The sequence below is a fragment of the Pseudomonas sp. LBUM1655 genome (assembly GCF_059716085.1).
Map to the genome: position 1 here is coordinate 3,254,362 of NZ_CP166801.1, position 25,658 is coordinate 3,280,019.

Below are 25,658 nucleotides of genomic sequence, written 5' to 3' on the forward strand. Positions count from 1 at the left end.
CGGCACGTGCATCAATGGCTAATCTGCAGTGGCACTGCGGCGATGATCGCGTAGGCCATGACTTACATCAAAAGATGCGAAGCAATCGCAAAATGAACTGAAAACTCTCACAGAAATTTCACATCGAGATGCTACTTTTAATGGCAAGTCACCGGTTGAGCCAATGAAGGCTCTTCCCACCTAACATGAGCAAACGGAAGCGCTCGATGAAGAAGGCGGGCAACATATGAATAAAGGTTCAAGCAAAGTCACATTCCCCAATGCCTGCCAGCTGATGCGCTGGCATTTTCATCCCATGGGTTTCGAGGCGACGATGGATGCGCCGGGCAGCATGATTGCCCGTCTGTTTGATCGCGCCAGCGGCGAAACCATGATCGCCATCGCTGGCATCCCGTGTGCCACGGTGATGAATGCGGCCGATGTCGAGCGAATTATCGAGGCTGTGGAGGATGAGCTTGAAGCTTTCATTCCTCCAGAATCTCTCAGGAGTTATGCATAACCTTTTGATTTACAAATAAAGCCCGCACAGCCTGCGGGCTTTTTTGTGGCTCATGCGGTGGACTTTTCCGTTCGATGATCGAGGAAGAACGGCTTGTCCTTCACCACCCGATCAGACGCCCGGGGCATGTTCACCGCTTGCACTTCTTGCGGCTCGACATACCAGTAGCAATGGCTGACTGCCCTCGTAATCCCGACGTAGGCCAGGCGCAGGATTTCATCCTTTTGTGCAGTATCGTATGGCTCGCTGTCGCCATTTTTGCCCAGACCGGCCATGCGATACACCTGATTCTTGTACGGCGAACTGGTCAGGTGCTGGCAGTCTCCGAGCAGAAACACCGCGTCTGCCTGCAAGCCTTTTGCGCTGTGATAAGTCAGCTGTCTGAGCCTTCTGGCTTCGTACGGCAAGCTCGAATCAACATTAACTACCGGCTGAATATGCTCTTCTATCAACAACTTATCGCTGCTTTTTCGATAAAGCATCAGGATTGAATGGCCCTGTCGATAGTGTTCGGCAAGGCGTTGCCCCAAGGCTTGATCGTCACGCTCCAGCACGTTGACTGGCTGCAAAACCTTCGGTTCGCCACTGGCCTTGGCTTTCTTGCCGGGGATCGCCGGCGCAGCGCGAACGATGTGTTCAGCCGCATCGATGATGTGCTGATGACTTCGATAGTTGTCGCTGAGCATTACCCGTGTGGTGCTCGGAGAGGGGAATTCCTTGTTGAACTCCATGAAATAGCTTGGTGAACTGCCGCGCCAGCCATAAATCGACTGCCAATCATCGCCGACACAGAGCAGCGATGAACGCTGCGCGCCCCGCCCGACATGCATCGCGGGGCCACGACTGCGGATTTCGTTGAGGCTTGCGCGGATCCAGGAAACGATCTGCGGCGAAACGTCCTGAAATTCATCGATCATCAGGTGCGCCATCGGCCGGAGCAATTCATCGCTGAGCAGCTTGAGGTTCTCTGGCGAGTGCTCACTGAACAGCGCGAACATGCGGTTGTAGGTCATGATCGGCGGCTTCTGGTCGAGCAGATGATCTTCCAGAGCACGCCAGAACAGGCTCAGCGCCTCGAAGAAAAACCGGTCCGGATCGTCCTTGGCGAAACTCATACGTCCGACAGCGTCAGGCACATCCAGTCCCAGGTTCTCGATGAAGCCTGCTGCGGCAACGAAACAGTCGAGCAAAGGCGCGGAGGCCAGTTCGCCTTTGACTTTGTAATCGAAGCCCGGACCGGCGCTGGCATCCGCCGCCAATGTCGCGAGCACGCGCTTGGCCGACTCGTAACTATCTATCCAAATCAATGGCTTACGACAGAAAGCTTGAAACAGGGTGCGCTTGACCGCCCACTCTGCGCGAACGGAGAGCTTGGCATTGGGCCGGCTGAGCTGTGGGTTTTCCCGTGGATCGAAACCGAGCACCACCCAGGCGTCGAGGCTTGGGATATAGCCATGGCAATGGAATTTCGCCCCGTTGATTTCGAAAGTCTGCCGGTTTGGTTCGATGCCGTTGATGGGCCAGGCACCCGCACGAAACCACAAATCTTCAATGACATCGCAGAGTTCTTCGTCGCGTTTGGCCGCCAGCTCGGTGACAGCCATACGCTTTTGCACATCCGGGTGATCGCGCTCCAGCTCTCTAAGCTGCAAGCCCGCCTTGGCCATAGGCTGAATCAACTGGCGGAAACGCTCGTCCTGGCTGAATAAGCGGTGGTAGCAAGCATTGAGCTGCTGGCGCTGAGCATCGTTGATGCGCAGGTCGAATGGATTGCTGTCGACTTCCTCGTCAGCGCCCTGCGCGCGATGGCTGAGGTTCTCGAATGCCTGCAAACGTTCGAATCCCGGCAGGCTGCGCACCATCGGCAGAATGCGCGAGTGAAAGGTTCGCACCAGTTCCCGCGCCTGTTTCAAGCTCAATACTTGACCCCAAAGCGCAAAAATCTCGATCAGTTTGTTGATGAAGTCCTTGCGCGACTCGCGGGTGAAGGTCACTACGGTCATCGAATCGATTTCAAAGCCGAGATACTGGGTCAGCAGCAGAATGCGCAGCACCAGCGTGGTCGACTTGCCTGCTCCGGCACCAGCGACCACGGAAGTTGACGGAGTCTCGCTGAAAATCATCTTCCATTGCGCGGCACTCGGCTGAGCGTGTTCCGGCAACAATCTAGCGACATCAGCCTTGATGCGTTTCTTCAGCTCGGCGGTGAGTGGCAGGCGCCAATCGTCGAACAAGTGATTGTCGACGCTCGGCGGACGATGCTTGGTGCTGCGACTGTCGCGGATCAGCAACACTTGCCGGCCTTCCTCCAGCCCCTCGAGCTTGCCCTCTTTAAAGCCGTACTCGACGCCCGCAGTGTGACCGCTGCGAAAGCCGTCAGCCTGGCCGTGCAGCCATGACGCACGGTGCTGAGCCCGCAACCGAGTCAAACCATGACCAAAGAAACGTGCGGCCAGGCGCTTGAACCAAGGCATCTCAGCCAGCGGACGGAGTTCAGGAGGAAGATCGGGGGTGTGTTGCGCCACGCTAATGGGCTCCAGTGGGTAAGGCTGTTGCGGCTATGGTGTCTTTATTTACCGCTGAGTTCTAGCGAAATGCTTACGCGTCATTGGTTTAGGCGATGAATTGAAGGTGAGATGAAACGGTTTCGACGCCCTCTTCTATCAATTTATCCGATGATAATGCCGCATTTTTTACGCTTTTTATCGATGATTGACTGATAGATGATCGCCGTCATAAACCACCGGTCTTGCGCCGGGTGCGGCTCTCTCGCCCCGCGACAAACCTTTTGAGGAGACGATCATGCTTGAACTCAGACCTTTCAGCTCGCTGGGCGGCGCCCATCATGGCTGGCTGGATGCCCATCACCATTTTTCGTTCGCCGAATACTACGATCCGCAACGCATGAGCTGGGGCAATCTGCGGGTGTGGAATGACGACGTGATTGCCGCAGGCACCGGTTTCCCGCAGCACCCGCATCGCGACATGGAAATCATCACCTATGTACGTGAAGGTGCGATCACCCACCAGGATAATCTGGGCAACAAGGGCCGCACCGAGGCTGGCGACGTGCAAGTGATGAGTGCCGGCACCGGCATCGCGCACAGTGAATACAATCTGGAAGCCGCAGACACGAAAATCTTCCAGATCTGGATTTTGCCCACTGAAACCGGCGCACCGCCGTCATGGGGCGCGAAACCCTTCCCGAAAGGTCAGCGTGAAGGCTTTGTAACGCTTGCCAGCGGTAAGGATGGCGATGATCAAAGCCTGCGAATTCGCGCCGATGCACGCTTGGTCGCGGCGAACATCAAGGCTGGGGAAACTGCTGAATATCGCCTCGACGAAGGGCGCCGGGCTTATCTGGTGCCGGCCACTGGCGTAATTGAAGTCAACGGCCTGCGTGCGCAAGCACGGGACGGTGTGGCGGTGGCGCATGAACAGGTGCTGACGGTTACGGCAATTGAAGACAGTGAGATCGTGTTGGTGGATCTGGCTTGAGTGCTTGAATTGCAGGCGTAAAAAAGGGCAACCGCGAGGGTTGCCCTTTTTTATGCTGCGATTTCAAGGAGCATCACTTGCTGGAAATAGCACCATCCACCAGGGTCTGCGCCTCGGCCACCAATTGCTTGAGGTGGTCGTCGCCGATGAAGCTTTCGGCGTAGATTTTGTAAATGTCTTCGGTGCCAGACGGACGTGCGGCGAACCAGCCGTTTTCGGTCATTACCTTCAAGCCGCCAATGGCCTGATCGTTGCCCGGCGCGTGGCTGAGAATGCTCTGAATCTTCTCGCCTGCCAGTTCTGTCGAGGTCACCTGCGTTGGCGACAGCTTGCTCAGCAGTGCTTTCTGCTCCGGATTGGCCTTGGCGTCGACGCGCACCGAGAACGGTTCGCCCAGTTCTTCGGTCAAGGCGCGATAAGCCTGGCTTGGATCGCGGCCGGTACGAGCAGTCATTTCTGCAGCAAGCAATGCCGGAATCAGACCGTCCTTGTCGGTACTCCATACGCCGCCGTCCTTGCGCAGGAACGAGGCGCCGGCACTTTCTTCACCACCAAAACCCAGCGAACCGTCGAAGAGGCCGTCAGCGAACCATTTGAAACCGACCGGTACTTCATACAGACGACGACCCAGACGCTTGGCGACGCGGTCGATCAAACCGCTGCTGACCACGGTTTTACCCACGCCAGCATCGGCACGCCATTGCGGACGGTTCTGGAACAAGTAATCGATGGACACCGCCAGATAGTTGTTTGGCGCAAGCAGGCCACCCGACGGCGTGACGATGCCGTGGCGGTCGTGATCCGGGTCGCAGGCAAACGCCACGTCAAAACGCTCTTTCAGACCGATCAGGCCTTGCATCGCGTGGCTGGACGACGGGTCCATTCGAATCTGGCCGTCCCAGTCAACGGTCATGAAACGGAAGGTCGAATCGACTTGCTTGTTCACTACGTCCAGATCGAGACGGTAGTGCTCGGCGATGGCCGACCAGTAGCGCACCCCTGCTCCGCCCAAAGGATCGACACCCAGATGCAGTTTGGCATCACGAATGGCGTCGAAATCGATCACGTTGATCAGATCGGCAACGTAGGTATTCACGTAGTCGTGGCGATGAGTAGTGCTGGCCTTCAGTGCCTGCTCGTAGCTGATGCGTTTCACGCCAGCCAGTTTGTTGACCAGCAATTCATTGGCCTTGGCTTCGATCCACTTGGTGATGTGGGTGTCGGCCGGGCCGCCGTTGGTTGGATTGTATTTGTAGCCGCCGCTTTGTGGCGGGTTGTGCGACGGCGTGATGACGATGCCGTCGGCAAGACCCGAGGTACGGCCGCGGTTGTAGCAGAGAATGGCGTGGGATATGGCAGGCGTCGGCGTATATTCGTCGCCTTCGGCGATCATCACGGTCACACCGTTGGCTGCCAAAACCTCCAGCGCACTGGCACCGGCCGGGGTCGACAGTGCATGAGTGTCGATGCCGACAAACAATGGGCCGGTAATCCCTTGGGCTTCCCGGTACAGGCAGATTGCCTGGCTAATGGCCAGAACGTGCCATTCGTTGAAACTCAAGTCGAAGGAACTGCCGCGGTGACCGGAGGTACCGAACGCCACACGCTGTGTGGAAATGGAAGCGTCAGGTTGGCCGGTGTAATAAGCCGTTACCAGTCGCGGGATGTCGACCAACAATTCTGCCGGTGCCGGTTTGCCCGCAAAAGGACTGATAGTCATGCATGACCTCTGAAATAGAGTGGTTCAGGAATAGAGCGCAGTTTACTGGCAGTTTGACCGCTATGCGAAGGGATCTATCCGGAACTCTTCCGATGTTTTTTAACGTTACTCATCCGGTGCCAACCGCAATGCGTCGCCCAGCAGCCCGACGACGCTGACCAGATCGTGATCGCCATGAGTCAATGGGCTCAAGCGCAGATGGTGCGCATGCAAACCCTGCAGGCTGAACAACTCCCCGGGCGCAATGATGATCTGCTGCTTGAGCAGGCGATGGAACACGTTGCCCATGTCCACCGGGCGTAGCGAGCGCGCCCACACCGTCGCCCCGCCCTGCGGCTCGATAATCTGCAACGCATCGCCCAGGCGCTCACGCAACAGCTGAATCAATTGCGTACGGCGCTCCTTGAGCATCCGCCGCAGTATGCACAAATGCTGATCAAGCCGGCCGCCGGCCAACAGCCTGGCGATCGCTTTCTGGCGGATCGGTGATAAACGGAATGCGCGCAACAGGAAATGGCGCTGCAGCTCACTGCGCCAATGGTGCGACAGGACAAATCCGAAAGGCGCTTCTGCACCGATGAATTTCTCGAACGTGGAAAACACCAGCAAACGATCAGGGTCGAGCCAGTCGCGCAGATGCCGAGAGTCGCCCCCTTCATCATCGAGTTCGCTGTAGCAGTCGTTTTCCAGAACCCAGGTGCCATGACACCCGAGCAAATGGGCGATGGCCTGACGATTGGCATGGGGCAACAGGCTCCCCTGAGGCATGCTCAACGCTGAAGACAACAGGATCAACCGCACAGGTTCGCTCTTGAGCAACGACTCCAGCCGTTGGGGATCGATCACTCCACCGGCCAGTAGCGGCAATTCGATAACCCGTACTTCGGCGGCATCCAGCAGGCGCAAGATTACCCAGTCACACGGCGATTCAACCACCACGGTGGCGCGCCGCAATTGGAGTACAGAAATCAGTATTTCCAACACACCGCGCAGGTCTGCGCCGATATAAACGTCATCCGCATGCCAGAAATTCACCGTTGACGAGGTATAGCGCGCAGCCAGTACGGTGCGCAACTCCAGTTCGCCGCAGGGCTGCACCGCCAATTTTGGCTGGCGCGGATATTGGCGAAGCAGCTCCCGTTCGAGCATCAACAATGGGCTGTCGAGCGGTTGCAGTGAAGCCGGCTCGTCGTCACTCAACACACACATGCCCGGTCGCCTGGCGTTGACGTAGACGGTTTCGAGCAGATCTGTGCCATCACCGGGCAGTTGCATGCTCGGTAGCGCTTGCGCGAAATATCCGGACTTGGCTATCGAATAGACGCGTCCTTCCTTTTCCAGCAGCGAATAAGCGTACTGGACGGTCGAGATGGACACATTCAACCGCTCTGCCAGTTGCCGCAGTGAGGGCAAACGCGCCGCCGAGCTGCTTCCCGCTTCGTCGATCAGTAATGTCAGATAACGGTAAACCGCCTGATAAATGAAGTCGTTTTCGCGCAACGCTTTCACGAACCCACATCCCGGGATACCGATTCATTTTCCGGTAAATAACTCACAATCAGCCTTCCGCCGACCGATCAGCTGCCGATCCGGAAACCGCCTTGTCCAGACTTCCGTCCTGCGAGACCAAGTCGCTGGATGCGATGATTCGAATCGGCCCCATTGCGTAGAGACGGACGATCAAACTGACGGGCAATCCGCTGACGTCCGTCATCCACTTGAGTACCTGTTCCGGAGCATGCAAGCCCTGCATCGCCCGATGCAAATCTGGCAGTGCCACCAACATGCCGGGATGGCAACTGCGTAAAAACCGTTCAAGACCGGCGCCGCTGTCAATGAACGGCGCAAACAACAGGCAGGTCAGCTGAATTTCGTTCAGATCGAAGTTGGCCATCAGGCAGCTCTCTGCCTGGTGTCGCAACTGTTCAGGTTCTTGCGGATTACCGAAACTGCATAGCAGTTGTTCACACACCGGCTCAGGCACTTGCTTGCGGCGCATCGCACTCAAGCTGCTTTGAAGGTAGTCACTGATTCCAGACTCGTAAGTGCGATCCTCGATGAATTGCGCCTGCATACCTTGCAGATGCGCAGCCACCAAGGGGTCCGCGTATTCGTCGTCACCCTGATAAAGCATCAGCTCATCCGTCTGAAATCCCAGGAAGTCGCTGAGCAAGGGCCACCGCTCTTCGAGCTTGCCGACAATCATGTCATTGATGTTAATGAAACCGGTGCGCCGGCAGGTTTCAAATTGACCTTCGGGCCGCCACGCTACACGCTCCTCCTCCGTATAAAATTCGCGGTAATAATCCCCGCCCAGACCGTCAAGCAATGGGAACAAAATCTCAAAGCCTGAACCACCGACAATCGGTCCGGCAATTGCCGCCTTCTGCACTGCGCGACTCAATCCGTCGAGAAAGTGCTTTTGACGACGCGCAGACTCACTGCCGATCATTGCATCGACGCCATTGTTCCATCGGGCGATCTGACCGTAGAACTCGGCCGTGGCCAGATAAGCGTCATCCCACAATTCGAGCACTTCACTGAAGGTTCTACGATGGCCGATCAGCAGCAGGTTGACGCGGTTGGCTTCACGCCCCTCTTCGCAGATGGGTGCCTGATGATCGAAGGGCAAAACCTGGCGATGATCCACCATCAACAGTTCGACCCGAGGATCGTCATAAAGGAAGAGCGCGCTGTAGCTGCGGTGCATATTCTGCAGTGCCGTATGACTGTTGCCACTCCAGCGCAGGGTCGCCACCCGCAGTTGAAAAGTCGCGGGCGCACGCCCCGCAATACTCAGTTGCGCCGCCCGTAACAAGGCCAGCGTGTAACAGCTGTCGCGTGATCCGGACTGGTTTACCAGCACCTTGAAATGACCGATGTTCTCCATGCCGCCAGCCGCCACGACGAGTCGCTGGATCAACAACTGCAATGCCGTGCGTTCGGCGCGAGAGAAGAAACTCAGCAAACGTTGCAATACTTGCTGGTAGACATAATTCATTGCCTGATCATGGATCGTGCTCATCGGTATTTACCCGGTATCAAAAGTTTCATGCCGCGCAAACCGAAACATCAGTCGCACGACAATTCATCAATAAGTAATAGACATTCAGATGCTAACACTTACAAATCTGTAGTCACTTGAAACACTTAAGCTATAAAAAAACCGCCAAATGCAGACTTGGCGCCTCAAGCGACTGTAATCATTGATGTTTTTCTTTTATTTTGGATTCCTAGGAAACTTCCCACAACGTCCCACGACAAATGAGTACAAGAAAAAGAGAAGCAGTTTCCGAATAAACCTACAACAATTAAACAGTAGTGGGCGCGACCAACAGAGTGGGTCGATTTATTGCGCGCAGGGCAAATTGAATGCACAGCCATGACTCATTCCTTGAGATGAAAGTAATCATTCAATTATCAGGGCTTATATTGCGATTAGAAGATACAGATCGAGAGTAAAAACCAGTTCAGTTACTGAACTGATACCCGGCACAGCACCGGGCGTTTTGTTCTTCAGGGGGGGGATTAACACGCAAGAGTCCGTGGGGCCACGGACTCTGATTGCTGGCTTTACGCTGGTTCGACTTGAAGAGCGACCCGTTCGCGGCAAGGGCATTCGTCCATGTAACGATGTGCCTCGACGAACTCATTGAACGGGAACACACGGGTCTTGAGTGGCAGCAAAACACGATCAGCGGTCAACTGGTTGATGTCACGCAAGGCACGTTGCAAGGCGACGTGGTCCTGGGTGATGCCTAACTCCGGCTTACCGGTGAAGTTGCCGATGCAGTGCACGAAGAACTGGATGTTCTTCTGGAACGCTGCACACGCCGGAAACGGCGTCTGGTTGCCACCCTGCAGGCCGTAAAGAACCAGGCTGCCACGCGGCGCCAGAACATCGCCAAGCAGCGACATCTGCGGACCGCCGAGACCATCGAAAACCACGTCCACGCCACGGTTTTCGGTGATTTTGTTGATTCGCATCAACAGATCTTCCTCTTCGGTGACAATCACCTTTTCTGCACCGAGTGAGAGCAGGTATTCACGCTCTTCCGCCTCTTTGGTGGCAGCAATCACCCGCACACCCATCGCCTTGCCCAGTTGAACAAACGAAGGGCCGGCGCAATGGCTGGCGTCAGTAACCAGGGCAAATTGCCCGGGTTTGACCCGAGCCAGATCGGCATAAGCGAAATAGGCGATCAACAGCGGTGTGTAATGCACACTGGCTTCGATCGGGCTGAGCACATCCGGATAACGGGTCAGCGCGGTACGCGGGAGTACAATCGACTCACCGTAGACCGGATAGTCGTTCGGACTCTCGGCCGGAAAACTGGCGACCTTGTCACCGACGGACAGATCTTCGACATCAGCACCAACCGCCGTAACCACGCCAGCCATTTCATGGCCAAGCCCGGAGGGCAGGCGTGCCTGGGAAGACGCCAGATTCTGACGCCACAGCGTGTCATACCAGCTGATGCCGATAGCCTCGACACGCACCTGCACTTCGCCAGGACCTGGCTGAGCGGCCGCATGCTCTTCGCATTTGAGCACCTCGGCCGGACCAAACTTGTGAAAACGGATCGTGCGGGACATCGCAAACCTCGTCAAAGTAACCTCTAATGCCCTGAACTCTATCTGGGCTTTTGACCCAAGACTATCAGTGGCTATTAATAGTCGACATGCCTGTCATTGATTCCGCAGTATGGGCGGCATTCGCAAAATCCTTGAAAAAACTGCTCACACCGTCGCAGTAAAGCTGAATTTTCCGGTGCAGAGTACCAGCCTTTCCCCGTAAGATTCATGCCGGCCATTGTTCTCATATGGTCGCCCTCGTCAAGCTTGATGACTCTGCCAGGACTCCAGATGAATCGTAATGACCTGCGTCGTGTCGACCTGAACCTGTTGATCGTATTCGAAACATTGATGCACGAACGCAGTGTGACCCGTGCCGCCGAGAAATTGTTCCTCGGCCAGCCGGCGATCAGTGCGGCGCTTTCGCGCCTGCGCGGCCTGTTCGATGATCCTTTGTTCGTCCGCACCGGCCGGAGCATGGAACCGTCCGCCCGTGCCGTGGAAATCTTCGCCCTGCTCTCGCCTGCCCTCGATTCGATTTCGACAGCGGTCAGCCGTGCCGCGGAATTCGACCCGGCGACCAGCACTTCGGTATTTCGGATCGGTTTGTCCGATGACGTTGAATTCGCGCTGCTGCCAATGCTGCTCAAACGTCTGCGGGCCGAATCGCCGGGGATTGTGCTGGTAGTGCGTCGGGTCAATTACATTCTGATGCCGGGTTTGCTGGCATCCGGCGAAATCTCCATCGGCGTCAGCTACACCACCGATTTGCCGGCCAACGCCAAGCGCAAAGTCTTGCGACGCAGTGCGCCAAAGCTGCTGCGCGCCGACACCGTACCCGGCCCGCTCAGCCTCGACGATTACTGCGCACGGCCGCATGCGCTGGTGTCGTTCGCTGGCGACCTCAGCGGCTTTGTTGATGAGGAACTGGAGAAACTTGGCCGCAAACGCCACGTAGTGCTAGCCGTGCCGCAGTTCAATGGTTTGAGTACATTGCTCGCGGGCACTGACATTGTCGCCACCGTGCCGGACTACACCGCTGATGCACTGACGGCTGCTGGCGGTGTTCGCGCGGAAGATCCGCCGCTGCCGACGCGTACGTTTGAACTGCACATGGCCTGGCGCGGGTCGCAGGATAACGATCCGGGTGAGCGCTGGTTGAGGTCGCGGATTCAGATGTTTTTTGGGGATCCGGACAGTCTTTGAAAAGTCTTAGCGGAGCAGAGTGGCGTTACCCGTTAACGCCACTCTGCTCAAGCGTTCATCTTATTCAAACAACCCCAGCTCAAGCAGACCGAGTAAAGCGGTAGATCGACAGGCAGTAGAACAACAGCGCCGACGCCGCCAGCATGCCGCCGACTATCCCTATGTAAGCAAACCCTAACTGGCCGCCTACCCAGCTTCCCAGCAGTGCGCCGCCGCCGATGCCGATGTTGTAGATCCCTGAAAACATCGCCATCGCCACATCGGTGGCGTCCGAAGCCAGCACCAGAACCTTCGACTGCAACGCCAGCCCAAATCCCATGATCGCCATTCCCCAGAACAGACTCAGCAGGCCCAGGTACGACACCTCACCGCTCAAAGGCAGCAACAACATCAGGCACAACGCGAGCACCACCACGGTGACGATCAAGAAGCGCTGCGGGTTATAGCTGTGCAGCCAACTGAACAGCAGCGATCCGAAAATACCTGCACCGCCGAATAACAGCAGAATGAGCGTTACTGCATCGCCACTCAAACCCGCCACTCCTTCAACGAACGGCTCGATATAGCTGTAAGCGGTGAACTGGGCAGTCACTACCATTGCCGTCAGGATGTACACCGCCACCAGCGCAGGTCGTTTGAACAACAAAGGCAGGCTTCTCAGGGAGCCTGAGTTTTGACTCGGCAGCAACGGTAGAACCTTGGCGAGGCACAACACCAGCGTGGCCGCCAAACCAGCGATCACCATGAAGGTCGTGCGCCAGCCCATGGCTTCGCCCAACAACCGACCGAGGGGTATGCCCAGCACCATCGCCAGCGAAGTACCGGTTGCCAGCAAACCCAAGGCTTGAACTTGCTTGCCCGGTGGCGCCAGACGCACGGCCAGCGAAGCGGTGATCGACCAGAACAGCGCATGTGCCAAAGCCACACCGATACGGCTGACCAACAGGACAGCGAAGCTTGTCGCGAAACTCGACAACACGTGACTGACGATGAACATCCCAAACAGCACGATCAACAGTTTGCGCCTCTCGATGTTACGCGTGAGCAGCATGATCGGCAGCGATGTCAGCGACACTACCCACGCATAGATCGTCAGCATCAAACCGACCTGCGCCGACGACATATCGAAGCTGCTGCCGATCGAACTCAACAGGCCAACAGGCACAAACTCAGTGGTGTTGAACACAAACGCTGCCAGTGCCAACGCAATCACCGCGTACCAATTACCATTAGTTGTAGCCGTTGAATTGCTCATTGAAGGGCGTATTACTCACTCGAAAATCGCGAACGTTTATGCTTACCCGTCGGCCAAAACCTCAGGCGACCGGTAGTTCGCTGGGGACCGCACTATAAAGAAAAAGTGAATCGATCGTCGACGACCAGCGTCCGCTGCTGGCCCGAAAAGAGTTCGATGGCTGAGCCAGAACCACTTTCGTTTCTGCGTCGCTTTTGCATTTCTGTGCGACAAATCCCGTTTCAGGGCTCCCGCGATGTTCTAAAGCAGTGTTAGTTTGTAAGTGTATGTGTATGTGTATGTGTCTCATCGTTGAGACACTCCCAACTCACTGCCCTGCAAAGGAATGCCCTTCGTAATGAATTACCCTTTCAAAAAACTCGCCGCAGCGACCTTGATGCTGGCGGGGCTGTCAGCTTTCACCGCACCGGCTCAGGCCAATATCACTCCACAGCAAAGCGCTGAAATCCTCAAAACCTTCAAGGCCGAATCGACCACCGATTTCCGCCAGTTCCTCGGCAGCCTGGCCAAAAGCGATCTGGCCAAGACTGCTGATATCGGTCCGGCCATTGGCGCTTTCCTCGGCAACAAAACGCTGACGGCTGAACAGCAGAACGAGATCTATCGCCTGCTCGGCATCTACGCACGCGTGAAATACAGCGCGGCTGCAACCGAGACTCTGCGCGAACTGGTCGAGATCCCGACTTATCGCAAGGACGGCGTTGCTCAGCACGAAAACCCGGAGTTCATCAAGATCGGCGAGAAGATCAAAAGCCTGGCTAAGTCTTTCAATCTGAATTTCCGCAACATCGACAACCGCGTCTATGAGATCTCTCTCGAAGGCACGGGCGATGAAGTGGTCGGCATTCATGCACACGCCGACGTGGTTCCGGTAACGCCGGAAAACTGGGTCCTGAAGGACGGCACCCGCCTCGACCCGTTCAAGATCACCCTGATCGGTGATCGCATGTATGGCCGCGGCACCGAAGATGACAAAAACGGCATCGTGGTGACGATGTATGCCATGAAGGTAATCAAGGACGAAAAACTGCCACTGGCGCGCAATTTCAAGCTATTGGTGGACACCACTGAAGAAACCACCGGCGACGCGATCCCCTACTACTTCGAGCGCAATCCGACGCCAAACTACAACCTGGCGCTGGACGGTGGTTACCCGGTGGTGATTGCCGAGAAAGGTTACGGCACGGTCATGGCCAACTTCGCCAAACGCAAGGGCGAAGGCAAAGGTGCAAAAATCATTTCGATGACCGGTGGCCTGGCGACCAACCAGATTCCTTCCGTATCGGTCGCCACACTGCTGACCGACAAGCCTGCCGAACTGGCTGCCAGCCTGCAAAAGGCCGGCGCTGATTACGCCAAGCGCAACGGTGGCAATTTTGAAGTAGCGGCGAAGGTCGACGGCAAAGATGTCAAGTTGACGGTGACCGGTGTGTCCGCGCACTCCTCCGAGCCCGAGTCCGGGGTCAATCCGGTGGCGCGAATGCTCGACTTCATCAATAGCCTTGATGGCGTAGTCGCGCTCAAGCACAACCACATTACCGATGCTGCGCGCTACGCCGCTGACAATTGGGGCCTGGATTACCTTGGCAATAAACTGGAGGTCGGTTTCTCCGATGCCTTCATGGGGCCGCTGACCACGTCGCTGACCTACGTCGGGATGGATGAAAAGACCTTCAAACTTGCAGTCAATCTGCGCGTTCCGAAGGGCAAATCGCCTGAGAAGCTCAAGACAGAAATCGCCGAAAAACTGGCGGTCTGGAGCCAGAAGAGCCATGTGGCCGTAGCTTTCGACTATTCGATTGCCGAGCCGATGTACCGCAATCCTGAGGGTGAGTGGGTCAAGGCGCTGCTGGCGGTTGCCACGGAAAACCTGGGCATGAAACATGAGTTCGGCACTTCCGCCGGCGCTACCTCGGTGCATGAACTGCCCAACGGTGTGCAATTCGGGCTGGCCCGGCCAGAGGCCAAGTACACCGGCCACACTGATGGTGAATTCAAGACCGTGGACCAGTTCCAGCTCGATCTGCAGATCGTGACGGAGATGATTGCGCGGATCGGTCAGTTGCCGAAACTCTGATCATGAAATTCGAACCCGCCGCATTGGCGGGTTCTTCTTTTTAATCGCCACATAATCCCCTTCTCTCAGCCTCAGCCCTGATCGTTGCAAAGCAGACAACACAGCATTGCCATCGACGAGATTGATAGCCACCTAACGAAAGGTGCATGCTAGAGGGCTCGCTCGAGTCTTATATCATTCCGAATGATAGTTACCTTTGCTTCATTCGATTCGTGCCATACCACCCCGCCGAGCATCATCCGCCCATCTTCAATACATTGGCGGATGCATCCATGGAACAGTCACTCAAACATTTGCGCTTCCCGTTGGCCATGTTGGCCGTACTGGTGATGAGCGCCTGCGGCAAGACTCCGGAGACTGCCGCCACCCTGCCCGCTGCCAAAGTCAGCGTGGCCAAAGTGCTGGAACAACCGGTCAACGAGTGGGACGAATTCACCGGGCGCCTTGAAGCGCCGGAAACCGTTGAAATCCGTCCACGGGTCTCCGGCCAGATCGACGATGTCGCTTTCACTGAAGGCGCACTGGTCAAGAAAGGCGACCTGCTGTTCCAGATCGACCCCCGTCCGTTCCAGGCTGAAGTTCGCCGCCTCGAAGCCCTGGTTGCCCAGTCCCGTGCCAACGCCACCCGCAGTGAAAACGAAGCCGGACGCGGTGAACGTCTGCGCGCCAGCAACGCCATCTCCGCTGAACTGGCCGACTCGCGCACCAGCGCTGCACAAGAAGCCCGCGCCGCCGTTGGTGCACTGCAAGCGCAACTGGATCTGGCCAAACTGAACCTGAGCTTTACCCGCGTCACTTCGCCGATCAGCGGCCGCGTCAGCCGTGCCGAAATCACCGCCGGCAACCTGGTGACCGCCGACACTACTCCGCTGACCAGCGTTGTTTCCACCGACAAGGTCTACGCCTACTTCGACGCCGACGAGCGTGTGTTCCTCAAATACACCCAACTCGCCCGTAAGGGTCAGCGCGGTGCCACTACACCGGTGTACATGGGTCTGTCGAATGAAGACGGCAACCCGCACCTGGGCCAGATGAACTTCGTCGACAACCAGGTCAATCCGAAAACCGGCACCATCCGTGGCCGCGCGGTGTTCGACAACAGCGACGGCAACTACACCCCTGGCCTGTATGCACGCCTGAAACTGGTCGGCAGCGGCACCTACAACGCCATGTTGATCAACGACGAAGCCGTCGGTACCGATCTGGGCAAGAAGTTCGTGCTGGTAATGGATGCGGACAACAAAACCGCCTACCGCCCAGTTGAACTCGGTCCGAAGATCGAAGGCCTGCGCATCGTCCGTACCGGCCTGAACAAGGACGACACGATCATCGTCAAGGGTCTGCAACGGGTTCGTCCTGGCTCACCGGTTACCCCTGAAGTGGTGCCGATGGCCAGCGAGCAAACCCTCGCGGCACTCGCTCAACAACGTCAAGCGCTGGAAGCCAGCAACCTGCCAAAAGTCGCCCCTGCCAAAGGCGCGTCCGGTTCGGTTGTGAAGCTGGCTGCTACGAACCCACGCGGTTAAGGGACGATAACTCCGATGAATTTTTCCCAATTCTTCATTTCACGGCCGATCTTCGCAGCGGTGTTGTCGCTGTTGATCCTGATCGCCGGTGCGATCTCGCTGTTCCAGTTGCCGATCAGCGAATACCCGGAAGTCGTGCCGCCAACCGTGGTAGTACGTGCCAACTTCCCGGGCGCCAACCCCAAAGTCATCGGTGAGACCGTGGCCGCTCCGCTGGAGCAAGCCATCACCGGTGTCGAAAACATGCTGTACATGTCCTCGCAGTCCACTGCTGACGGCAAGATCACGCTGACCATCACCTTCGCCCTGGGCACTGACCTGGACAATGCGCAGGTGCAGGTGCAAAACCGCGTGACCCGTACCGAACCGAAGCTTCCCGAAGAAGTGACGCGCATCGGTATCACCGTCGACAAGGCATCACCCGACCTGACCATGGTTGTGCACTTGACCTCGCCGGACAAGCGCTACGACATGCTCTACCTGTCCAACTACGCAATCCTGAACATCAAGGATGAGCTCGCGCGTCTGGGCGGTGTCGGTGATGTGCAGTTGTTCGGCATGGGCGATTACTCGCTACGTGTGTGGCTGGATCCGAACAAGACCGCTTCGCGTAACCTGACTGCGACCGATGTAGTCACCGCAATTCGCGAACAGAACCGTCAGGTGGCTGCCGGCCAACTGGGCGCGCCCCCTGCCCCGACTGCGCAAAGCTTCCAGCTGTCGGTCAACACTCAGGGCCGTCTGGTAACTGAGGAAGAGTTCGAGAACATCATCATTCGCGCAGGCGACAACGGTGAAATCACTCGGCTCAAAGACATTGCTCGCGTCGAACTGGGCTCCAGCCAATACGCCCTGCGTTCGTTGCTGAACAACCAACCAGCCGTGGCCATCCCGATCTTCCAGCGTCCAGGCTCCAACGCCATCGATATCTCGAACGACGTTCGGGCGAAGATGGACGAGTTGAAGAAAGGTTTCCCGCAGGGCATGGATTACAGCATCGTTTATGACCCGACGATCTTCGTGCGCGGCTCGATCGAAGCGGTGGTTCATACGCTCTTCGAAGCGCTGATCCTCGTGGTGCTGGTGGTGATTCTGTTCCTGCAAACATGGCGCGCCTCGATCATTCCGCTGGTGGCGGTGCCGGTATCGTTGATCGGTACGTTTGCGGTGATGCACCTGTTTGGTTTCTCGCTCAACGCGCTGTCACTGTTCGGCCTGGTACTGGCCATCGGTATCGTGGTGGACGATGCCATCGTGGTGGTAGAGAACGTCGAACGGAACATCGAACTTGGCTTGACCCCGGTAGAAGCCACAAAACGCGCCATGCGTGAGGTGACCGGCCCGATCATTGCGACGGCACTGGTGCTATGTGCGGTGTTTGTTCCGGCGGCTTTCATCTCCGGCCTCACGGGTCAGTTCTATAAGCAGTTCGCTTTGACCATTGCCATTTCGACAGTGATCTCGGCATTCAACTCGCTGACCCTGTCGCCAGCGCTGGCCGCTGTGTTGCTGAAAAGTCACGATGCGCCGAAAGACCGCTTCTCCAAGATTCTCGACAAGATCTTCGGTGGCTGGTTGTTCCGTCCGTTCAACCGTTTCTTCGACCGTGCCAGCCATGGCTACGTCGGCACCGTGCGCCGGGTTATCCGCGGCAGCGGCATCGCCCTGTTGCTGTACGCAGGCCTGATGGTGCTGACCTTCTTCGGTTTCTCCAGCACCCCGACCGGATTCGTACCTGGCCAGGACAAACAATACCTGGTGGCCTTCGCGCAGTTGCCGGACGCCTCGAGCCTGGATCGCACCGAAGACGTGATCAAGCGCATGTCCGACCTGGCGCTGAAACAGCCAGGCGTGGAAAGCGCCGTAGCGTTCCCGGGTCTGTCGATCAACGGTTTCACCAACAGCCCGAACGCCGGCATCGTGTTCGTCACCCTGAAACCGTTCGACGAGCGTAAAGATCCGAGCATGTCCGCCGGTGCGATTGCCGGTGCCTTGAACGGCCAGTACGCGAACATTCAAGAGGCGTACATGGCGATCTTCCCGCCACCGCCGGTACAAGGTCTGGGCACCATTGGTGGTTTCCGCCTGCAAATCGAAGACCGGGGCAACCTTGGCTACGACGAGCTGTACAAAGAAACCATGAACATCATCAACAAGAGTCACAGCGTGCCGGAACTGGCGGGCCTGTTCACCAGTTACACCGTAAACGTGCCGCAGGTCGATGCAGCCATCGACCGTGAAAAAGCCAAGACCCATGGCGTTGCGGTCAGCGACATCTTCGACACCCTGCAGATCTATCTGGGTTCGCTGTATGCCAACGACTTCAACCGTTTCGGCCGCACTTATCAGGTCAACGTCCAGGCCGAGCAACAGTTCCGCCTCGAATCCGATCAGATCGGTCAGCTGAAAGTGCGCAACAACAAAGGCGAAATGATCCCGCTGGCGACCTTCATCAAGGTCAGCGACACCTCGGGGCCGGATCGCGTGATGCACTACAACGGCTTCATCACCGCGGAAATCAACGGTGCGGCAGCCCCCGGCTACAGCTCCGGCCAGGCGGAAAAAGCCATCGAGAAACTGCTCAAGGATGAACTTCCGAACGGCATGACCTACGAATGGACCGACCTGACCTACCAGCAGATTCTGTCCGGCAACACCGCGCTGTTCGTGTTCCCGCTCTGCGTACTGCTGGCGTTCCTGGTACTTGCTGCTCAGTACGAAAGCTGGAGCCTGCCACTGGCGGTGATCCTGATCGTACCGATGACCCTGCTGTCGGCCATCACCGGTGTGATCATCTCTGGCGGTGACAACAACATCTTCACCCAGATCGGTTTGATCGTACTGGTGGGACTTGCGTGTAAGAACGCGATTCTGATCGTCGAATTTGCCAAGGATAAACAGGAAGAAGGCCTCGACCCGCTCGCTGCGGTACTGGAAGCCTGCCGTCTGCGTCTGCGGCCGATCCTGATGACTTCCTTCGCGTTCATCATGGGTGTGGTGCCGCTCGTGCTCTCCAGTGGTGCCGGTGCCGAGATGCGTCACGCCATGGGTGTGGCGGTGTTCTCCGGGATGCTCGGGGTGACCTTCTTCGGTCTGTTGCTGACACCCGTGTTCTACGTATTGATCCGTAACTTTGTCGAACGCAGCGAGCAGCGCAAAGCGGCCAAGGCGAACAATCTTCAAAAGCAACCGGAGGCGCAACAATGAGTCTGAAAGTCTTCCTGCCGAGTCTGCTGGTGCTTGCCCTCAGCGCCTGCGCCGTCGGCCCCGACTACAAGACCCCGGCGACGGAGGCGGCCAACATCACGACCGCCACCGACGGCGCCAACGGTCAGAAGAACTTTGACCGTTCGAAGTTCGAAGGCATCTGGTGGCAGCAGTTCGACGATCCGACCCTCAACCAGTTGGTGACGCAATCGCTGCAAGGCAACCGTGAACTGCGCGTGGCCTTCGCTCGCTGGAAAGCTGCCCGGGCGATCCGCGACGACGCCAGCAACGACGCCATGCCGACCATCACCAGCCGCGCCTCCAGCGATCTGGCCAAGGGACAAATCCCCGGCCAGACCACCAATCGGGTCAACAGCGAACGCTATGACCTGGGTCTGGACATGGCCTGGGAGCTGGACTTGTTCGGTCGTATCCAGCGCAATCTGGAAGCCAGCGATGCCGACCAGCAGGCCGCCGAAGCCGACTTGTATCAACTGCAAGTCACCATGATTGCCGAACTGGTGGACGCTTACGGTCAACTGCGTGGCGCGCAACTGCGGGAAAAGATCGCCGTGGCCAACCTGAACAACCAGCAGGAGTCGCGCAAGATCACCATCAGCCTGCGTGACGCTGGTGTTGGCGATCAGCTCGACGTGGAACGTGCCGATGCGCGCCTGGCGTCGGTCGAAGCCAGTGTGCCGCAACTCCAGGCGGAACAGGTTCGCCAGAAAAACCGCATCGCCACTCTGCTGGGTGAACGCCCGGACAAGCTCACAGTGGACTTGAGCCCTAAAGACTTGCCGGCGATTGCCAAGGCATTGCCGATTGGCAACCCGGGCGAGCTGCTGCAACGTCGTCCGGACATCCTCAGCGCTGAACGCCAACTGGCCTCGGCCACGGCGCGCATTGGCGTGGCAAAAGCTGACCTGTTCCCACGGGTGAGCCTCAGCGGTTTCCTGGGCTGGACGGCCGGGCGCGGTTCGCAGATCGGTTCCTCGGCGGCCAACGCCTGGGCGCTGGGCCCGAGCATCACCTGGGCAGCATTCGACCTTGGCAGTGTGCGGGCCCGTTTGCGCGGTGCCGACGCGGATGCTGAAGGCGCGCTGGCGACCTACGAGCAACAAGTGTTGTTGGCACTGGAAGAGTCGGAAAACGCCTTCAGCGACTACGGCAAACGTCAGCAGCGCCTGATCTCGCTGATTCGCCAGAGTGAATCGAGCCGAAAGGCTGCCGATCTCGCGGAGATCCGCTATCGCGAAGGCACCACTGACTTCCTTGTGCTGCTCGATGCGCAGCGTGAACGTCTGAATGCCGAAGACAGCCAGGCCCAGGCCGAAGTCGATCTGTACCGCGGCATCGTCGCGATCTACAAAGCCCTTGGCGGTGGCTGGCAACCAGAGACGGTCGCCAGTAAGTAAAAGTTGTTAATGAGCTCCTTTGGTTGGCCGCAACCAACCAATTTTTTTGCCCCGCGTATCATTCGGTCGCGGGGCTTTTTTTTGCCTGATCCTTTTTGCTTTCAAGCACATTGACAGTGGATGTTGTGCCCGCCTGCAAGCGACACCTGCAAGCGTAGACACTGCATCGAAAATTTGACGGCCAACGGAGTCGACAGAACTTGTAGGCCGATTCGCTCGCGCGGGGTTTGACTCACGGCCCGAGCTGACCGAAGCTTGCCCCTCTGCTCAAGTACGCCAGTTTTCGGAAACCTGCATGCCTCAGTCCCGCCGCTACCTGCTTATCAGCCTTGGCCTTGTGCTTGTTGTCGTCGTCGCATGGCTGTTCCTGCGCAGCACCGCCCCAGTCATTCCGGACGCGATCAAGCATGGCTATAGCGAAGCGCTGGGTGCCGCCCGCACCGGTGAGCCCGGTGCGGCACGCCAGTTGTATCAGCAATTGGGGCGGCCGGATTTGTCGGTCAAGCGGCGCGTCTGGCTGCATGGCGAATTGGCTAACTACCCCAGTCCACAGGCGCTGAAACTCGCCGACGCGGACTTGCAGAACGAAGCACCCCAAGTGCGGCTGGCAGCGATCAAAAGTGTGGTTGGACTGGTGCCGGGCGGGCAACGCAGCCTGTTGCTGGGGCCGATGCTCGATGATGAAGATCAGACAGTTCGCTTTGCCGCGATCAACGCTTTGCTGGGCCTGACACCGGATGAGCTGGGCCTGTATTTCGCCCCGCTGCAGCAGGCCATCGATGACTGGGAAGAAGCGCTCAAAGGAGAACCGGAAAGCGCCGCGGCTTACGCGCAACTGGCGCGACTTTATATCCATAACTCCGAACTGAAACAGGCGCAGCTTGCACTCGACAATACGCTACGTCTGGAGCCCGGCAACCTTGCGGCCCTGGTGATGCAGATCGATGTGCTCGACCGCCAGGGCCAGAGCGACGCCGCCCGGCAGTTGCTCGCCCAACAGCTTAAAGCCCAACCTGACTCCGCTTATCTGCAACATGCCCTCGGCCTGTGGCTGCTGCACCACGGTCAACGTGAGTACGCCCTTCTCGGCTTGTCCAAGGCGGTCGAGCTGGAACCTGACAACAAGGATTACCGCTACGACCTCGCCACCACTCTGCACAGTGCGGAGGAGCTGGAAGCGGCACAGAACCAGCTACAGGAAATCGTCCAGCGCCACCCGGCCGACCGCAAGGCGCGGGTTCTGCTGATCAACTACTGGAAAGAAAGTGGCCAGTTGCAAAACGTGCAGATCCTGTTGGCCCAACTCGAGCAGCTCAATCCGGATGACCCTGCTTTGCAGCAAGGGCTTTAAGCGCTGTCGGCAGCCTTCCTGACACATTGTGGGAGAAAAAGCGGAACCGCCATCAACGCGTGGGGTCAAGTAATTCAGGTCGCCGAACTCAGTCGGCGGCCTCGACCCCCGTAGTCATGAGAGGGCATTTTTTGTCTACATCTAACGAGTTGATCAGTGCGAAAGCCGCCACCGGCATTGTGGGCCTGGATGACATCCTCGCCGGTGGTTTGTCTCGCGGTCATGTGTTTTTGCTGGAGGGCGAGCCCGGTACCGGCAAAACCACAGTCGCCTTGCATTTTCTTATGGCCGGCGCAAAAGCCGGCGAACGCTCGTTATACATCACGCTCTCGGAAACCGAGCGTGAATTGCGCCAAGGGGCGCTGTCCCACGGCTGGGATCTGAATGAAAACATCGAAATCTTCGAGCTGACGCCGCCGGAAAGCCTGCTCAATGCCGAACACCAGCAGAGCCTGCTGTACTCCTCCGATCTGGAATTGGGTGAGGCGACGAAACAGATTTTCGAAGTGGTCGAGCGCTTCAAGCCGACCCGCGTAGTGCTCGACAGCCTGTCGGAGATTCGTTTGCTGGCGCAAAGCTCTTTGCGATATCGCCGGCAGATTCTGGCGATAAAGCACTACTTCGTGCGTTACGACGCCACGGTTCTACTACTAGATGACCTGACCACCGAGTCTCTCGATAAAACCGTGCACAGTGTGGCCCACGGCGTGATTCGCCTTGAGGAGCTGACGCCTAATTATGGCGCCGAGCGACGGCGGATCCGCGTCATCAAGTATCGCGGGCAAAAGTACCGCGGCGGTTTTCACGACTTCACCATCATGGGGGACGGCGTGCATGTGTTCCCGCGTCTGGTGGCGGCCGAACACCGTGGTAATTACCCGCGTTTGCAGTTGACCAGTGGCATTCCAGAAATGGACGCCTTGCTCGGCGGCGGCGTAGAAACCGGTTCCAGCACACTGATTCTTGGTCCGGCAGGTACCGGCAAGTCGCTGATCACGATGATCTTTGCGGCGGCAGCGGTCGCTCGCGGTGAAAAAGCGGCACTGTTTATCTTCGATGAAGAACTCGGCCTGCTGTTCGAGCGCATGAACAATATCGGCATTGATCTCGAAGCCCTGCAAGCCACCGGCAATCTGCTGATCGAGCAGGTGGATGCCGCTGAGCTGTCACCGGGCGAGTTCTCTCACCGGGTGCGCCGATGCGTCGATGAAGGCCAGATCAAGACGGTGGTCATCGACAGTATCAACGGCTACCAGGCGGCAATGCCTGAAGAGAACGCCCTCGTGCTGCATATGCACGAACTGCTGCTGTACCTCAATCGCAAAGGCGCCGCGACCTTTATGACCGTTGCCCAGCATGGTCTGGTCGGCGACATGCAGGCACCGGTCGACATCACTTATCTGGCCGACACGGTGATTCTGTTGCGATACTTCGAAGCGCTCGGCAAAGTCCGCCGCGCGATTTCCATCATCAAAAAACGCACCGGCAGCCACGAATCGACGATTCGCGAATACCGCATTTCTACGCAGGGCATGACCATCGGTGAGCCGCTGGAAGCCTTCCAGGGCGTGCTGCGCGGCGTACCGACCTACCTCGGCGCGAGCAATCCACTGCTTCGGGAAGAGGCTTCGTGACGGTTTCGGTAACACTGGCCGAACGGGCGCTGATTCTGGCGCCTGTGGGTCGCGACAGCCAAATTGCGCTGATGATCCTCAACGAGGCCGGTTACGAAGGGCTGGTGACGCCAAATCTCGGTTCGCTGTGCACTGAGCTGGAACCCGGCGCCGGTCTTCTGTTGATCGCCGCAGAAGCGTTGCGCGGGCCGGAAATGGAAGCCTTGTTCCTTTACCTGGAACAGCAACCGGCATGGTCGGATCTCCCCATTGTTCTGCTCACCCATCACGGTGGACAAGAGCAAGGCCCCTCCTCGCACCTGAGCAGCCTGTTAGGCAACGTGACGTTCCTCGAGCGCCCGTTTCATCCCGCGACGCTGATCAGCCTGGTGTCTGCCGCGCTGCGCGGCCGACGACGACAGTACGAAGCCCGCGACCGTCTGATCGATCTGAGTGAAAGCGAACGACGTCTGCAATCGACATTGGAAACCCTTGAGCAACAGGTCGAGGAACGCACCGCGCAACTGCGCCACAACGAAGAAGCGTTGCGTCAGTCGCAGAAAATGGAAGCGGTCGGCCAGCTCACCGGCGGTATTGCCCACGACTTCAACAACATGCTGACCGGCATTATAGGCAGCCTCGAATTGCTGCGCCGGCGCCTGGCCCGTGGGCGCACCGAAGACCTCGACAGTCTCATCGATCTGGGTGTGACGTCTGCCAATCGCGCGGCCGGCCTGACCCATCGTCTGTTGGCGTTTTCCCGTCGCCAGTCGCTCGATTCCAAGGCGGTGCAGATGAACACCCTCGTCCTGTCCATGGGCGAGCTGTTGCAGCGCAGCCTCAACGAAAGCATTCAGTTGGACATGCGTCTGAACGAAAAACTGTGGGTGGCCGAGGCGGACCCCAATCAACTGGAAAGCGCCCTGCTCAATCTGGTCATCAATGCCCGCGACGCCATGCCCGAAGGCGGCAAACTAGTGGTCGAGACCAGCAACCAGGTGTTGCACAGTGAATTCACCGAGGCTTACAGCAATCTCGAACCCGGCGACTACGTCATGTTGAGTGTCACCGACAACGGTAGCGGCATGCCGCAGAGCGTGATCAACCGCGCGTTCGACCCGTTTTTCACCACCAAGCCGATTGGTCAGGGCACCGGTCTGGGCCTGTCGATGATCTACGGTTTCAGCAAGCAATCACGCGGTCATGTCTCAATCGACAGCGAAATCGATCAGGGCACAACGGTCAACCTTTACCTGCCGCGTTTTCGTGGTGAAGAACTGGAGCAGCCTGCTCGCGACATCCTGCAAACCCCGCACGCGATGGATGGCGAGACCGTGCTGATCGTCGAAGACGATCCGGCCGTACGTGTGCTGGTCAGTGCGGTACTCAGTGAGTTGGGGTATGCGTTCGTGGAGGCCGGGGATGCCGACGGCGCCGTGCCTATTCTCAACTCCGCGCAGCGCATCGATCTGCTGATCAGTGACGTCGGGCTGCCGGGCATGAACGGCCGCCAACTGGCGGAAATCGGTCGGCAATATCGACCGGGGCTCAAGGTCTTGTTCATCACCGGATACGCCGAGCATGCGGCGGTACGTGGCGGATTCCTCGACTCGGGCATGCAGATGATCACCAAGCCGTTCACTTTCGATCTGCTCACCGCCAAGGTGCGGGAGATGATCCGGGGGTGATCGGTTGTATTTTTTTGGTGAACAT

16 protein-coding genes are annotated in these 25,658 nt (G+C 57.7%); 10 read left to right on the top strand and 6 right to left on the bottom strand.

Annotated elements, in window-relative coordinates; genetic code table 11:
* The first annotated feature begins 226 nt into the window (after positions 1 to 226).
* A complete protein-coding gene (locus tag ACA074_RS14505) occupies positions 227 to 499 on the top strand; it encodes a DUF1652 domain-containing protein (RefSeq protein ID WP_034154176.1) in 273 nt (90 codons plus the stop codon).
* Positions 500 to 549: 50 nt separating this feature from the next.
* Here ACA074_RS14505 and ACA074_RS14510 read toward each other — a convergent pair whose 3' ends face one another.
* Positions 550 to 3,024, bottom strand: a complete 2,475-nt coding sequence (locus ACA074_RS14510) for a UvrD-helicase domain-containing protein (RefSeq protein ID WP_497677204.1) — start codon at positions 3,022 to 3,024, stop codon at positions 550 to 552.
* 277 nt (positions 3,025 to 3,301) lie between these two features.
* Between ACA074_RS14510 and ACA074_RS14515 the strand changes: the two genes are divergently transcribed.
* Positions 3,302 to 3,997, top strand: coding sequence for a pirin family protein (locus ACA074_RS14515; protein ID WP_187678986.1), 696 nt, complete (start codon positions 3,302 to 3,304; stop codon positions 3,995 to 3,997).
* 73 nt (positions 3,998 to 4,070) lie between these two features.
* On the opposite strand, the gene pgm is transcribed toward ACA074_RS14515, so the two are convergent.
* From pgm to ACA074_RS14535, 4 genes are all read right to left on the bottom strand, one after another.
* On the bottom strand, positions 4,071 to 5,717 hold the full coding sequence (pgm, locus tag ACA074_RS14520) for a phosphoglucomutase (alpha-D-glucose-1,6-bisphosphate-dependent) (protein WP_187678985.1): 1,647 nt from the start codon (positions 5,715 to 5,717) through the stop codon (positions 4,071 to 4,073).
* A gap of 105 nt (positions 5,718 to 5,822) precedes the next feature.
* Positions 5,823 to 7,226 (bottom strand): aminotransferase-like domain-containing protein, encoded by a 1,404-nt coding sequence (locus ACA074_RS14525; RefSeq protein ID WP_497677205.1) that lies wholly within the window; start codon positions 7,224 to 7,226, stop codon positions 5,823 to 5,825.
* A gap of 49 nt (positions 7,227 to 7,275) precedes the next feature.
* Positions 7,276 to 8,742, bottom strand: a complete 1,467-nt coding sequence (locus ACA074_RS14530; RefSeq protein WP_497677206.1) for a hypothetical protein — start codon at positions 8,740 to 8,742, stop codon at positions 7,276 to 7,278.
* A gap of 548 nt (positions 8,743 to 9,290) precedes the next feature.
* Positions 9,291 to 10,313 carry a zinc-dependent alcohol dehydrogenase family protein gene (locus ACA074_RS14535; RefSeq protein ID WP_187678982.1) on the bottom strand — a complete coding sequence of 341 codons (1,023 nt, stop codon included), beginning with the start codon at positions 10,311 to 10,313 and terminating at the stop codon, positions 9,291 to 9,293.
* Between the two features lie 270 nt (positions 10,314 to 10,583).
* On the opposite strand from ACA074_RS14535, the gene ACA074_RS14540 reads away from it, so the two are divergent.
* Positions 10,584 to 11,498 (top strand): LysR family transcriptional regulator, encoded by a 915-nt coding sequence (locus ACA074_RS14540; protein ID WP_262410342.1) that lies wholly within the window; start codon positions 10,584 to 10,586, stop codon positions 11,496 to 11,498.
* 79 nt (positions 11,499 to 11,577) lie between these two features.
* On the opposite strand, the gene ACA074_RS14545 is transcribed toward ACA074_RS14540, so the two are convergent.
* Positions 11,578 to 12,753 carry a sugar transporter gene (locus ACA074_RS14545; RefSeq protein ID WP_497614073.1) on the bottom strand — a complete coding sequence of 392 codons (1,176 nt, stop codon included), beginning with the start codon at positions 12,751 to 12,753 and terminating at the stop codon, positions 11,578 to 11,580.
* Between the two features lie 337 nt (positions 12,754 to 13,090).
* Between ACA074_RS14545 and ACA074_RS14550 the strand changes: the two genes are divergently transcribed.
* The 7 genes from ACA074_RS14550 to ACA074_RS14580 all read left to right on the top strand — a co-directional run bounded on the left by ACA074_RS14550 (position 13,091) and on the right by ACA074_RS14580 (position 25,633).
* Positions 13,091 to 14,830: a dipeptidase gene (locus ACA074_RS14550; protein ID WP_497677207.1), complete on the top strand. Its 1,740-nt coding sequence runs from the start codon at positions 13,091 to 13,093 to the stop codon at positions 14,828 to 14,830.
* Between the two features lie 272 nt (positions 14,831 to 15,102).
* On the top strand, positions 15,103 to 16,356 hold the full coding sequence (mexE, locus tag ACA074_RS14555; RefSeq protein WP_401264004.1) for a multidrug efflux RND transporter periplasmic adaptor subunit MexE: 1,254 nt from the start codon (positions 15,103 to 15,105) through the stop codon (positions 16,354 to 16,356).
* 15 nt (positions 16,357 to 16,371) lie between these two features.
* Positions 16,372 to 19,563 (top strand): efflux RND transporter permease subunit, encoded by a 3,192-nt coding sequence (locus ACA074_RS14560; protein ID WP_497677208.1) that lies wholly within the window; start codon positions 16,372 to 16,374, stop codon positions 19,561 to 19,563.
* The gene (locus ACA074_RS14565) at positions 19,560 to 20,981 is read left to right on the top strand and encodes an efflux transporter outer membrane subunit (RefSeq protein WP_401264001.1); all 1,422 of its coding nucleotides are present in this window, start codon (positions 19,560 to 19,562) and stop codon (positions 20,979 to 20,981) included. Before ACA074_RS14560 ends, ACA074_RS14565 begins: the two co-directional genes overlap by 4 nt.
* A 295-nt stretch (positions 20,982 to 21,276) precedes the next feature.
* On the top strand, positions 21,277 to 22,332 hold the full coding sequence (locus tag ACA074_RS14570) for a tetratricopeptide repeat protein (RefSeq protein WP_497677209.1): 1,056 nt from the start codon (positions 21,277 to 21,279) through the stop codon (positions 22,330 to 22,332).
* Positions 22,333 to 22,463: 131 nt separating this feature from the next.
* Positions 22,464 to 23,966 carry an ATPase domain-containing protein gene (locus ACA074_RS14575; protein ID WP_401263999.1) on the top strand — a complete coding sequence of 501 codons (1,503 nt, stop codon included), beginning with the start codon at positions 22,464 to 22,466 and terminating at the stop codon, positions 23,964 to 23,966.
* Complete coding sequence (locus ACA074_RS14580) at positions 23,963 to 25,633, top strand: ATP-binding protein (protein ID WP_497614079.1); 1,671 nt, start codon at positions 23,963 to 23,965, stop codon at positions 25,631 to 25,633. The genes ACA074_RS14575 and ACA074_RS14580 overlap by 4 nt, the downstream gene beginning before the upstream one ends.
* Positions 25,634 to 25,658 lie beyond the last annotated feature (25 nt).